This window comes from uncultured Tenacibaculum sp. (assembly GCF_947502995.1).
Taxonomy (GTDB): domain Bacteria; phylum Bacteroidota; class Bacteroidia; order Flavobacteriales; family Flavobacteriaceae; genus Polaribacter.
This window is the reverse complement of sequence record NZ_CANNBW010000016.1, coordinates 60,248-73,059: the sequence shown is the minus strand read 5'-3', so window position 1 is coordinate 73,059 and position 12,812 is coordinate 60,248. Positions and strand designations below refer to the sequence as shown.

Genomic DNA, 12,812 nt, shown 5'->3' with positions numbered 1-12,812 from the left:
TTCTTTAACTTCTTTTTTGAATTTCTTATCGTTCTTACTTTTATCATCAAACAATAATCATCTTAAATTTTTCTTTGCATTTAAAACCAAAATGTGTGATAGAAACTTTACCAAAATCATACACCACAGATCACTATTGAAAGTCATAAAAATTTAGTTTTTTAGCATTCTCTATATTGTAGATTAAATTCAAATTATCTTTATTTTTATCATTAACAAAGTGCCAGTCATGATTCATTTTTGATTTGTAAACTTCATAATCACATCCCCCATTTTCCGTGATAGCTACTTTATTTACTTTAAAAGTCCCTTCTCCTAAAAATTCACGATTAAGATTCCAAAACTTCCACTTCCCAACTTTATATTCATAATTATAATTCGTTGGTACAACACCGCAAAAAGTAAAACTTGCTTGTTCAAACTTTCCTTGTCCATAGATATTACCAAAATCATAGATCCAATCAAACCTATCAATATCTGTTAACACATCATATTCATCATCAGCAATTCCTATTCGAAATTTTCTAATACTACCTTCAGCATTTTTATGTAAAATATAAATCGTATTTCTATTAATTAAGATTCTAACATTTTTACCTATAATTCTATAATAAGAGGCTTCTTTAAATTCATCTACTTCTTCTAATTCTGTTAAGTTATTTATTAATTTCTGTATTGCAATAAATTCTGAAGAATTTGGCTCTATTAGAATAAGTTTTCTATGAAAATCTTTCATCGTAAAATCTTTTCTAAATTCTAAAGTATCGTTATCCTTTATAATTTTCTCTCTTTTATTACTACAAGAAAACATGATACAAATCAATATTGATAAGCTAATTTTAGTAATATAATTTTTCATATTTATTTTTAAAACTTCCAATCTACGACAAATACACAAAAATTTTATCTCAACCATTAATAAATATGAAGTAACATTAATTTAACAAGTAATTATTCATAAAAAAACTGAAATATTCAAACTAATTCAGTTTAAATATTTCAGTTTTTAAAAATTATAAATTAAGGTATAGTTTTATCCTTTAATTCCTTTTACGAAATCTCCAATTCCATCAACTCCGTTTTTATCTAAGCTTTTAATAAATGCTGAACCAATAATAGCTCCATTACCATATTCACAAGCTTTTGAAAATGTTTTGTTATCTGAAATTCCAAAACCAATAATCAATTTACTTTTTAAATTCATTGCTTTAATACGCTCAAAATAATCAATTTGTTGTTGAGAAATTTCTCCTTTTGCACCTGTAATTGCTGAAGATGCTACCATGTAAATAAAAGATTCAGTTAAATCGTCTATTTTACGAATTCTTTCTTCAGAAGTTTGTGGTGTAATTAAAAATACATTTGTTAGTCCGTATTTTTTAAATAATGCTCTATAATGTGATTCGTATTCTACCATTGGCAAATCTGGAAGAATTAACGTATCAATACCACAATCAACTACTTTCTGGCAGAAAGCTTCTTCTCCGTATTTTATGATTTGATTTACATATCCCATTAATACTAATGGAGTTGTATTTGTATCTTTTATCGCTATTAATTGTTCAAAAACAACATCTAGGTTCATTCCATTTTTTAAAGCAACAGTACTACTATGCTGAATTGTTGGCCCGTCTGCTAACGGATCAGAAAAAGGTAAACCAACTTCGATAAAATCTACACCGTTACTTCCTAATTTGTCTATAATTTCAGCAGTTTGATTTAATTCTGGAAATCCTGCAGTGAAAAATATAGATAATAAATTATGTTCTTGTTTTTGAAATATTTGTTGAATTGAGTTCATGATATATAATGTCAGTTCGAGCGGAGTCGAGAACGAATTTAATTGTCAAACCTTTCGACTCCGCTCAAGGTGACAACACTATTTTTTATTATTTCAAATGCTTGATATAAGTTTCTAAATCTTTATCTCCTCTTCCTGATAGGTTAATTACCACAGTTTGATCTGGTTTTAAATCCATTTTTGGTAAAACAGCTAAAGCATGCGCAGTTTCTAACGCTGGAATAATTCCTTCAATTCGAGTTAACTCATACGCCGCTTGTAATGCTTCATCGTCTGTGGCATTCATAAACTTAGCTCTCTTTGTATCATGTAAAAAGGCATGTAATGGTCCAACTCCTGGATAATCTAATCCTGCAGAAATAGAATAAGGTTCAACAATTTGTCCATATTCATCTTGCATTAAAATTGTTTTACTTCCGTGGATCACACCTACTTCACCTAACTGAGAAGTTGCTGCACTTTCACCAGAATTCACTCCTAAACCAGCAGCTTCAACAGCAATTAATTCTACTTCTTCATCTTCTAAATAATGATAAAAAGCTCCGGCTGCATTACTTCCACCACCAACACAAGCAATAATAGTATCTGGATTTTCTTTACCTGTTTTTTCTTTCAATTGCCATTTCATTTCTTCTGAAATAATAGCTTGTAAACGCGCAACCATGTCTGGATGTGGATGCGGACCAACAACTGAACCGATTAAATAAAACGTTTCTGGGTTTTGAATCCAATAACGAATGGCTTCGTTAGTTGCATCTTTTAAAGTTTTACTTCCACTAGTTGCAGGAATAATTTTTGCTCCAAGCATTTTCATACGAGCAACATTTGGTGCTTGACGTTCAATATCAATTTCCCCCATAAACACGGTACAATCTAATCCCATTAAAGCACAAACTGTTGCAGTTGCTACACCATGTTGACCTGCTCCTGTTTCGGCGATAATATTAGTTTTACCTAACTTTTTTGCGATTAAAATCTGACCAATCGTATTGTTTACTTTATGAGCTCCAGTATGATTTAAATCTTCACGCTTTAAATAAATAGTTGCTCCATATTTTTCAGATAAACGCTTTGCTAAATATAACGGACTAGGTCTACCCACGTAATCTTTTAACAATGCTTTATATTCTTCTTGAAACTCTTCTGATTCTATAATTTGAATATAATTATCTTCAATCTCTTTTACATTTGGGTGTAACAATTCTGGAATAAATGCGCCTCCAAATTGTCCATAGTACCCATTTTCATCTGGATTATATTTCATGATACTTTTATTTTGTGTGTTGTGTTTGTTATTTCTTAACTATTATTTCTTCGTTTTTAATCCACTTTTCAAGTAGTTGTTTATTGGTACTTAACTCAACTAAATAAAACTCAAAAAATGAAGCAAAAACTGTTGATTTCTGTATGGGTTCTATTCCTACTTTTCCATCTAGATAATTTGAATGAATCAGGTACAATTCTCCTTTTTTCTTAAGAATATATCCTACATGACCTTGATCAAAACCTATAAAATGAATACCTTCAGGTAATACTTCTTTTATCTTTTGGATGATTTTATCTGTCTCATGATCAAAAACCTCAATTACTTTATTTTCTAAAGCTAGTGTTTTAGCTTCGTTAATGGGACTTTGCTGTGCTAATTGATATCTATTTATATTGAATCCAATATGTTTTAATGTTGTTGAAATAAAATATCCACATGCAATTTCTCCTTTTTTAGGTATTGATGTATGTCCTTCAAAAGACCAAACTGTTCCTTCCCATTGAGGTATAATTCGATGTAATAATGCTGTTTCAAAAAACTGACTTAAAGAATCGAATTGCTTACGCGCTAACAAATTTCTTTTCTGTTCAAGAACTGTATTTCTTATTTGCTGATATGTTTTAGTCTTATCTTCAGTTAATACAAATTCTTGTAGATTTTTAATTTGACGAATTTTAGGTTGATTTTTTTCTAAAACTATCTTTTCTACTTTTTCTTTTTCTTGACTTTTACAAGAAATTAGAACTGTAGTAAACAGTATAAAAAATTGGCCTAACTTTCTCATTATAAAACTTGATTAATAAACTTCTTCAAATCTTTTACAGATTTTAAACCAGGTTCTTTTTCGAACTTACTGTTTACATCTAAAGCGTAAACTGGTAAATCTGTTTTTATAATTTCTTTCACCTTAGCTACTTCATTTAATCCTATTCCGCCACTTAAAAAGAATGGTTTCTTAGAATTATAATCTTCTAAAACTTTCCAATCGAACGTAACTCCGTTTCCTCCGCGTTCCTTTCCTTTGGTATCGAACAGGAAATAATCAACTACAGCTTCATAAGGTTCTAAAATAGAAAAGTCAAATTCATCTTTAATTCCAAAAACCTTTATGATTTCTACTTTTGGTAATCGTTTTTCTTCTCGACTGCTCTCGAGGTGACCTTTCAATTCTTTTATATATTCGACAGATTCATCTCCATGTAATTGTATAGCTTCCAATTTATACTCTTCAGAAAGAGAAACTAAAATCTCTAAATACTCATTTACAAATACACCTGTTTTTTTTATTCCTTTAGGAATTTCAGGAATTATACCTTCAAAATTTCGTTTTGATTTTTCGTAGAAAATAAAACCTAAATAATCAGGTTTTAATTCAGCAACTTGCCGAATATTATCTACGTACTTCATTCCACAGATTTTCAACTTCATTTCTTGTCCTTTTTGTAATAGTTATATAATAGACTAATTGAATTAAAATAATCAGATTCAAAAGAGATTGTTCGTATATCTTTTACTTCGAAAACTTCATCAAAATCTAAATCTATTGTTCCATCTGACTTTATAAAATCTATTGAAAAACTTTCTTCATCATATTCTCCTAATGTCCCATAAAATAATTCTTCCTCTACTTCATCTTGAAACTCAAAACAACCATATTTTGCTGCTAACCCTTGTAGAATTTCTATAGCGTCACCGAATTTAAAGTCAATTGGTTTTTGAACTTTAATTTCTTTTAACTCTATCACCTTTTGGATTAAGTTAGAATTTTCAACTTCTGATCTTTCCTCAACATGATTTTTACTCAACAATTTATACCCATCCAATTGGTAATCTCCAGGAATAGAATTTATTAAAATCCAATCTTCATTTTCATCTAAGAAAACTCCTATTTCTGAATCTTCCCAATCAGCTATTTTATAATTCTCTATTCTCAAACTATTGTATTATTATCTAATTTGAGTGATAAAATCTAAACAAGCTTCTCCTGGATTTTCTTCTTTCATAAAGTTCTCACCAATTAAGAAACCTTGAAAACCGTATTCTTTTAATCCAGTTACAATTCTAGGATTACTAATTCCACTTTCGGAAACTTTTACTGCTGAACTTGGGATTTGGTTCGCTAGATTGATAGAATGCTCAAGATCTACTTTAAATGTTTTTAAATCACGGTTATTAATTCCTATAATTTTATTGTCTAAATCTGAAATCTTATCTAAATCTTGCTGATTATGTACTTCATATAAAACTTCTAATCCTAAATCGTTGGCTAACTGACCGTAATTCTTAATTTCTTCAGCAGTTAAACAAGCCGCAATTAATAGAATAACATCTGCTCCAATTGCTTTAGCTTCTACAATTTGAAATCCGTCTACAACAAAATCTTTACGTAAAATCGGTTTGATCGAATTTACATTTCTAGCTTCCATTAAATCGGCCATTGTTCCTCCGAAAAAAGAAGTATCGGTAAGTACAGATTGCGCCGCTACGTTCGCATCTAAATATCCGTTTGTAACCTCAGCAACGGTAACTTTATCATTTATAATTCCTTTTGAAGGAGATTGACGCTTAAACTCCGCTATAATTCCAGTAGAATCTTGTGCTGTTAAAGATGCTTTTAATGAAATTGGAGTTCTTTTAAAACTCGGACTTTCAACTAGTTTTTTAACAGGTATTTCTGCTTTTATTTTTGCTATTTCCTGTTTTTTAAAGTTTACTATTTTCTCTAAAATTGTCATTATTCTATTTTTTCTGTCACTTCGAGCGAAATTATTTGTAATGAAATGAAAAATAATTTTGTATCGAGAAGTTAACAAACTGTTCTCGATACATTTTTTCTTCTGATTTCGATTTTACTCAATCATTCGTAAAAATACTCGAACTGACATTTTATTTAATTCACTAATTTTTCTAAACACGCTTTTGCTTTTCCTCCGAATAACGAATCTTTAGCCTCTTCAAAAGCTACTGAAAATTCTTTTTCTGGATTTACAATAGTTAAAGCAAAAGAAGCATTGGTTAAAACCACATTATTTTGTGCTTCTGTTCCTTCACCGTTTAAAATCGATTTAAATATTTTAGCTGCAGCTTCTACAGAATCTCCTCCGTATATATCAGATTGTTGAACTCTATTAATTCCAAAATCTTCAGGAGTGATTAATTGTTCTCCCGCTTTGGTAAATAATTTGAATCCTCCTGTTAAAGAAATTTCATCATAACCATCTAACGCATGAACAATACCGTAGTTAGTATCTTCTTCTTGTAAGATATAGTTATACAATCTTGCCACTTCTAAATTATAAGTACCTAATAATTGATTTTGGGCAAAACTAGGATTTACTAAAGGACCTAACATATTAAAGAATGTCTTTAATTTTAAAGCTTTTCTTGTTGGTCCTACAGCTTTCATTGCTGGATGAAACTTAGGTGCATGTAAAAAACAAATATTTGCTTTTTCTAATTGTGATTTTAAAACTGATTCATCGTTGGTAAACTCATAACCGAAGCTTTCTAACATATCAGAAGATCCAGATTTAGAAGACACAGAATAATTTCCATGCTTCGCAACTTTTTGTCCGGTTCCCGCAACAATAAAAGAAGTTAATGTAGAAATGTTAAATGTATCTTTTCCATCTCCACCTGTACCTACAATATCAATAGTATTAAATTCAGATAAATCAACTTTTACAGCTAATTCCAATAATGCTTCTCTAAAACCTGCAAGTTCTTCTACAGTGATTGGACGCATCATAAAAACCGTTAAAAAAGAAGCTAAATGTGCATCGTTATATTCTTCTTTCGCAATATTGATTAAAATCTCTTTTGCTTCTGATTTCGATAATCTTTTATGCTGATATAAATCGTTTAGAATCGATTTCATTTGAATTAATTTTTAGAAACTGAATTAATAAAATTACGAACCAATTGTTCTCCAACTTCTGTTAGAATACTTTCTGGGTGAAATTGTACAGCACTAATTTGATGCTCTGTATGGCGAATAGCCATAATTCCACCTTCTTCGTCTATTGCAGTAACTTCAAGTTCTGCTGGTAAATCTTCGTTTGAAGCAATCCAAGAATGATAACGTGCAGCTGGGAAAGTTTCTGGAACTCCATTAAAGATTACAGCTTCTGGCTTTGTAACTTTCATGTCTGTTGCTACACCATGAAATACTTCATTCATATTAATAATCTTTCCTCCAAAAACTTCAGTAATTGCCTGTAAACCTAAACACACACCAAAAATTGGTTTTTTACCTGCGTAAGTTTTAATTACTTCTTTTAAAATTCCTGCTTCATCTGGAATTCCAGGACCAGGTGACAACATGATTAAATCGTATTCTCCAACATCTTCTAATGAGATTTCGTCATTTCTGTAAACGTCTGGATACTTATCGGTAATTTTTTCAACCATATGCACCAAGTTGTATGTAAACGAATCGTAATTATCTAAGATTAATATTTTCATTTTTTTAGTATTGAGTACTTAGTACTGAGTATTAAGACATAACTTATTTCTTAATACTTTTTACTTAATACTGTTTATATTTTTTCTGCTAAGGTTAATGCTTTCTTTAATGCTGCTAGTTTGTTATTTACTTCTTGTAACTCTTTTTCTTCATCAGAATGAATTACAATTCCTGCTCCTGCTTGGTAATACAACACATTGTTTTTACTTACAAATGAACGAATACCAATAGCTAAATTTACATCTCCATCTAAACCTAAAATCCCTACTGCTCCACCGTAAAAACCACGTGACTGGTTTTCATATTTATCAATCAATTGCATTGCTTTATATTTTGGTGCTCCACTTAATGTTCCAGCAGGAAAAGTATCTCCGACAACCTTAATTGGATCTCCATTTAAATCTCCTTGTACTGTAGAAACTAAATGAATTACATGACTAAAATATTGTACTTCTTTAAATACTTCTACTGTTACATCAGCAGCATGTTTACTTAGGTCGTTACGAGCTAAATCAACTAACATTACATGCTCGGCAGTTTCTTTTTTATCTTCTGAAAGTTTTTTCCCAAGCTTTATATCTTCAGCCATATTACCCGTTCTTCTGAATGTTCCAGCAATCGGATTAATAATAGCTTTTCCTTCATTAATTTTAATCTGAGCTTCAGGTGAAGATCCCATTAACTTGAAGCTTCCATAATCGAAATAGAATAAATACGGTGATGGATTTATAGAACGTAAAGCTCTATACACATTGAACTCATCTCCTTTGTATTGTTGTTGAAATTGACGAGACAATACTAACTGAAATACATCTCCTCTTTTACAATGTGATTTTGCTCTTTTTACATTTTCGATAAACTCTTCTCCTGTTAGATTCGAAGTTTCACCTCCAACTATTTCGAACTTCTGCGTATTGAAGGTTTGTGCTTCAATGATTGTTTCTATTTCACTTAATCGAGAAGTTTCTCCTTCTTCTAAATTCTCGATTAATTTCATTTCATCATTGAAGTGATTAATTGCAATCACAAAACGATAAAAACTATACTGCATCATTGGAATTGCAGAAGGTGCATCTGGATTATTTAATTTGATAGTTTCAAAATACTGAACACTATCGTAAGTTGTATAACCATATAAACCATTAAATGCTTTTAATTCTGGCTCACAGTCTAAATCTATGATCTGTGTAAAATCGTTAAATAATTCATTGAAATTTCTATCGATTTTATCTTTTTTCACTTCTTTATTCTTGTGAAAAACTGAAAATTCATCTTTATCTGCTTTAAAAGAAACCATGGGTTCTATACAGATAAATGAATAACTTTCTTCTTTGCTATGATAATCTGAACTCTCTAATAATAAAGTGTTAGAATACTTATCTCTCAAACGCAGATATAATCCTACAGGAGTAACTGTATCTGAGATTTTCTGTTTAAAAAGTGTTTTAAATTTTGTAGGTTTCATTGTATTTGGTCAATAAAAAAAGGCTTATCATGAGATAAGCCTTTTTTAGTTATTATTTATATATAACAAGATGGTCTCACTAACGTAAGTTAAGAGTTTTCCACCACCAGTTATTTAATTGTGTCATTTTCATTTGACAACAAATTTATAAAGTCTTTTTTATCTAAACAAGTATTTATTTATTTTTTTGTTTGATAGTATTGAAGTGCATTTATAACATATACCATAGGAGCATTCCAATTGATTGTGACTTCATTAGAAGCATAAGAACACCAAGTATCAGAATATGATTTCGCAGGCATTTTACTTGTATATTTACACTTGTCTTGTTGCCCAGGTTGTGGTCCGCCAACAACCATTCCTGGCACTGGTAAATCTACTTGATCTGCTTCTGAAGTTCTATGATGAGGATATTTTACAGGATTAGTTCCTGCTCCTGTGATATAAGAAATTCCTGTTCCATTTCTCCCTAGCAAATAGTCTAAACCAACAAATACGGCATCTAAATACGATTCATCTTTTGTGAGCTCGTAAGCTTTTAAAACGTACATTAACTGATTCCCTGCTACTCCATTACTTCCCCAAACATAATCTTTTCCATTCATTGCTATTCGCATTGGAGAACTTGTAATTCTTTCTTTTAACTCGTCTGCTTTGCTTAAAAACTTACTTTTAGCTTTTTCAAATGGAATTCTATCTTTAAAATTCTTACCATATTTCACAAGAGTGAATAATGTTAAAGTACTAGCATCTTTCCACCAAGGAACTTCATTAGAAACGGTTTCAACTGAAATATCTTTTGCGAATTCTTCTCCTCCAGTAACCACAAACAATTCTGTTGCAGCCCATTGAAACTCACCTTTTAAATCAAAATCTTCATACTGCCCCGTACGCACACCTTTTGGATTTGTAAAATAATCTTTAGGATATTTTTTTGCCCATTTATAAGCCTTTAAAGCTGCTGTCAATAATTTACTACTGTAGGCTTCTTTTCCTTTTACATTTGAAAATATTCTAGAAGCAATCGCACAAACTGCCGCAAGATTAAGAGCTGCAGAAGTACTCTTCTTAACTACATACCTATCTAAATTGTATTCATGAGGCATAATTGCTCCAGAAAATTTTAATCCTGAAAGTTTATGATATACTCCTCCATCATTAGGATCTTGCATAGCTAACATCCAATCTAAATTCCAAATTACTTCATCAAGAATATCTGGAATCTCATTTGTGTTTTCAGGAATATGATAACTTTTAGTTTTGTAATATTCTTGATAATTTTCAAATGCACTTAATAAAGTATACGTACTTATTCCACTATTGGTAACATACATATTGTAATCTCCAGCGTCGAACCAACCTTTTGTAGCAGAAATAATTGTTCCTTCAGGTCTTTCTTTACTTGCCGCAGATTTATGAATGATAACTTTGTCATCTTTTAAACCACTTGGTCTTTTCCAAACTCCCGCATATTCTTCTGTTAATTCTATTGAAGCTCTATTAAAATAATAATATTTGAAAATATCATCAGCTAGTTTTTTGTATGGATTTTTAAGAATTTTTATGTTTGATTGTTTTCCTGAAACAAACACTACATATTTACCTTCTTTGTTTATAGATGTGAAATCTATAATTCCTACATACTCATTCGCATCTTCCCAAAAACTATCTACATTCAATTTTCCTGATTGAATTACATTATTTGATTGATCTTTGATTTGATATGTAGTTTTAACTTTTGAATTCGCATTTACAGCAATTAATTTTGTTTTACCAATAGTATAACCTACTTGATTCACTCTTAATTCAAGTTGATTTCCTTCTAAAGTTTGAGAAGCTAATTTTATGGTAACAAAAAGTAATACCATTTTAAGGAGTACCTTCATCATTGTTTCACTATTATCTTTATATAGTTGAATAATGTTACAAGTTAACACAAAAAGACAATTGAAAAATAGCAAATTTTAATTCAAATTAAACATTTCATTTAAAAATATTACACTTTAAAACAAAAAACACAACAATAATTAAAATTTAAAATCAATATTTATTTTTTTGTTTTTAATAAAAAGTATATTCAAGTAATTTGAACCATAATTAGAAGTAAAATATATAAATAAAAAGATAAAAGATTATGTGTGGAATTGTATGTGCGTTTGATTTAAAAGAGAAATCTGATGTGTTAAGACCTCAGATTTTAGAAATGTCGAAAAAGATTCGTCATAGAGGACCAGACTGGAGTGGAATTTATAGTGATGATAAAGTTATTATGTCTCATGAAAGACTTGCCATTGTAGATCCAACATCTGGACAACAACCTCTTTTTAGTAGCGATAGAAGATTTGTTTTAGCGGCAAATGGAGAAATATACAATCACCAAGAATTAAGAGAGCAATTCGAAGATAAATACGATTTTCAAACAAAATCTGACTGTGAAGTAATTCTTGCTTTATACAAAGAAAAGGGAGTTGAATTTTTAGATGATTTAAACGGAATTTTTGGCTTTGCTGTTTATGATGCTAAAACTGATGAATATTTAATCGCTAGAGATCATATGGGAATTATTCCTTTATATATTGGTTGGGATAAAAAAGGAACTTTTTATGTAGCTTCAGAATTAAAAGCTTTAGAAGGTTTTTGTAACAAAGTAGAAGTTTTTCCTCCGGGACATTATTATACTCGTGAAGATGGATTACAACGTTGGTACTCTAGAGACTGGATGGAATACGAAGCAGTGCGAGAAAACCAAACTAGTATAGATGAATTAAGAGATGCTTTAGAAGCTGCTGTTCACCGTCAATTAATGAGTGATGTCCCTTACGGTGTGTTATTATCTGGAGGGTTAGATTCTTCAATTACATCTGCCATTGCAAAAAAATATGCCTCTAAACGTGTGGAAAGTGGTGATGAGGAAGAAGCTTGGTATCCACAGTTGCACTCATTCTCTATTGGTTTAGAAGGCTCCCCAGACTTAGCTGCTGCTAAAAAAGTATCTGATCATATTGGAACAATTCATCATGAAATTACATTTACTATTCAAGAAGGATTAGATGCTATTCGTGATGTAATTTATAACTTAGAAACTTACGATATCACAACAATTAGGGCTTCTACTCCAATGTATTTAATGGCTCGTGTTATTAAATCTATGGGAATTAAAATGGTATTATCTGGTGAAGGTGCTGATGAAATCTTTGGAGGATATTTATATTTCCACAAAGCGCCAGATGCAGAAGAATTCCACAAAGAAACTGTTCGTAAACTAGATAAACTATATCAATACGATTGCTTAAGAGCTAACAAAAGTTTAATGGCTTGGGGAATTGAAGGTCGTGTTCCTTTCTTAGATAAAGAATTTATGGATATTGCTATGCGAATTAACCCTGAAGATAAAATGATCAACGGAGAACGTATGGAGAAATGGGTATTACGTAAAGCTTTTGAAAGTTATTTACCAGAAAGCGTAGCTTGGAGACAAAAAGAACAATTCTCTGATGGTGTTGGATACAACTGGATTGACACTTTAAAAGAGTTGGTTGAACAAGAAGTAACTGATGAAATGATGAAGAGTGCTCATCATAGATTCCCAGTACAAACACCAAGAGCTAAAGAAGAATATTATTATCGTTCTATTTTCGAAGAACATTTCCCTAGTGAAACAGCTGCTTTGACAGTGCCTTCTGTACCATCTATTGCGTGTAGTACACCAACTGCTTTAGCTTGGGATGAAAGTTTTAGAAACCAAAATGAACCAAGTGGAAGAGCAATTAAGATGGTTCATGAAGATGCTTATTAATACAATTTTTATTTTTAT

Annotated in this window: 12 protein-coding genes; 1 reads left to right on the top strand and 11 read right to left on the bottom strand. The window is 30.6% G+C overall.

The genetic code is table 11. From position 1 onward, the window contains the following. Positions 1-133: 133 nt before the first annotated feature. The 11 genes from Q1A46_RS14190 to Q1A46_RS14140 all read right to left on the bottom strand — a co-directional run bounded on the left by Q1A46_RS14190 (position 134) and on the right by Q1A46_RS14140 (position 10,887). Entirely contained in the window at positions 134-859 is a 726-nt protein-coding gene (locus Q1A46_RS14190; RefSeq protein WP_299679994.1) for a hypothetical protein, read from the bottom strand. A 174-nt stretch (positions 860-1,033) separates the two neighbouring features. Continuing rightward, on the bottom strand, positions 1,034-1,801 hold the full coding sequence (gene trpA / locus Q1A46_RS14185; protein WP_299679991.1) for a tryptophan synthase subunit alpha: 768 nt from the start codon (positions 1,799-1,801) through the stop codon (positions 1,034-1,036). 88 nt (positions 1,802-1,889) lie between these two features. Beyond that, positions 1,890-3,065 (bottom strand): tryptophan synthase subunit beta, encoded by a 1,176-nt coding sequence (gene trpB / locus Q1A46_RS14180; protein ID WP_299679988.1) that lies wholly within the window; start codon positions 3,063-3,065, stop codon positions 1,890-1,892. A 28-nt stretch (positions 3,066-3,093) separates the two neighbouring features. Then, entirely contained in the window at positions 3,094-3,852 is a 759-nt protein-coding gene (locus tag Q1A46_RS14175) for a hypothetical protein (protein ID WP_299679985.1), read from the bottom strand. Continuing rightward, entirely contained in the window at positions 3,852-4,496 is a 645-nt protein-coding gene (locus Q1A46_RS14170) for a phosphoribosylanthranilate isomerase (RefSeq protein WP_299679982.1), read from the bottom strand. The genes Q1A46_RS14175 and Q1A46_RS14170 overlap by 1 nt, the downstream gene beginning before the upstream one ends. Next, a complete protein-coding gene (locus Q1A46_RS14165; RefSeq protein ID WP_299679979.1) occupies positions 4,493-5,002 on the bottom strand; it encodes a hypothetical protein in 510 nt (169 codons plus the stop codon). Before Q1A46_RS14165 ends, Q1A46_RS14170 begins: the two co-directional genes overlap by 4 nt. Positions 5,003-5,014: 12 nt before the next feature. Then, complete coding sequence (gene trpC / locus Q1A46_RS14160) at positions 5,015-5,803, bottom strand: indole-3-glycerol phosphate synthase TrpC (RefSeq protein ID WP_299679976.1); 789 nt, start codon at positions 5,801-5,803, stop codon at positions 5,015-5,017. Positions 5,804-5,958: 155 nt separating this feature from the next. Continuing rightward, positions 5,959-6,945, bottom strand: coding sequence for an anthranilate phosphoribosyltransferase (gene trpD / locus Q1A46_RS14155; RefSeq protein ID WP_299679973.1), 987 nt, complete (start codon positions 6,943-6,945; stop codon positions 5,959-5,961). A 5-nt stretch (positions 6,946-6,950) separates the two neighbouring features. Beyond that, a complete protein-coding gene (locus tag Q1A46_RS14150) occupies positions 6,951-7,532 on the bottom strand; it encodes an aminodeoxychorismate/anthranilate synthase component II (RefSeq protein ID WP_299624470.1) in 582 nt (193 codons plus the stop codon). Positions 7,533-7,606: 74 nt separating this feature from the next. Further along, positions 7,607-8,998, bottom strand: coding sequence for an anthranilate synthase component I family protein (locus Q1A46_RS14145; RefSeq protein ID WP_299679970.1), 1,392 nt, complete (start codon positions 8,996-8,998; stop codon positions 7,607-7,609). A gap of 179 nt (positions 8,999-9,177) precedes the next feature. Further along, positions 9,178-10,887, bottom strand: a complete 1,710-nt coding sequence (locus Q1A46_RS14140; RefSeq protein WP_299679967.1) for a glycoside hydrolase family 9 protein — start codon at positions 10,885-10,887, stop codon at positions 9,178-9,180. Positions 10,888-11,132: 245 nt separating this feature from the next. On the opposite strand from Q1A46_RS14140, the gene asnB reads away from it, so the two are divergent. Next, the gene (gene asnB / locus Q1A46_RS14135; RefSeq protein WP_299679964.1) at positions 11,133-12,794 is read left to right on the top strand and encodes an asparagine synthase B; all 1,662 of its coding nucleotides are present in this window, start codon (positions 11,133-11,135) and stop codon (positions 12,792-12,794) included. Positions 12,795-12,812: the final 18 nt, after the last annotated feature.

What these genes read in the sequence shown, in the direction of transcription:
- Q1A46_RS14190 (WP_299679994.1), bottom strand. Translation starts at nt 859, where the DNA reads ATGAAAAATTATATTACTAAAATTAGCTTATCAATATTGATTTGTATC.
- trpA (WP_299679991.1), bottom strand. Translation starts at nt 1,801, where the DNA reads ATGAACTCAATTCAACAAATATTTCAAAAACAAGAACATAATTTATTA.
- trpB (WP_299679988.1), bottom strand. Translation starts at nt 3,065, where the DNA reads ATGAAATATAATCCAGATGAAAATGGGTACTATGGACAATTTGGAGGC.
- Q1A46_RS14175 (WP_299679985.1), bottom strand. Translation starts at nt 3,852, where the DNA reads ATGAGAAAGTTAGGCCAATTTTTTATACTGTTTACTACAGTTCTAATT.
- Q1A46_RS14170 (WP_299679982.1), bottom strand. Translation starts at nt 4,496, where the DNA reads ATGAAGTTGAAAATCTGTGGAATGAAGTACGTAGATAATATTCGGCAA.
- trpC (WP_299679976.1), bottom strand. Translation starts at nt 5,803, where the DNA reads ATGACAATTTTAGAGAAAATAGTAAACTTTAAAAAACAGGAAATAGCA.
- trpD (WP_299679973.1), bottom strand. Translation starts at nt 6,945, where the DNA reads ATGAAATCGATTCTAAACGATTTATATCAGCATAAAAGATTATCGAAA.
- Q1A46_RS14150 (WP_299624470.1), bottom strand. Translation starts at nt 7,532, where the DNA reads ATGAAAATATTAATCTTAGATAATTACGATTCGTTTACATACAACTTG.
- Q1A46_RS14145 (WP_299679970.1), bottom strand. Translation starts at nt 8,998, where the DNA reads ATGAAACCTACAAAATTTAAAACACTTTTTAAACAGAAAATCTCAGAT.
- Q1A46_RS14140 (WP_299679967.1), bottom strand. Translation starts at nt 10,887, where the DNA reads ATGATGAAGGTACTCCTTAAAATGGTATTACTTTTTGTTACCATAAAA.
- asnB (WP_299679964.1), top strand. Translation starts at nt 11,133, where the DNA reads ATGTGTGGAATTGTATGTGCGTTTGATTTAAAAGAGAAATCTGATGTG.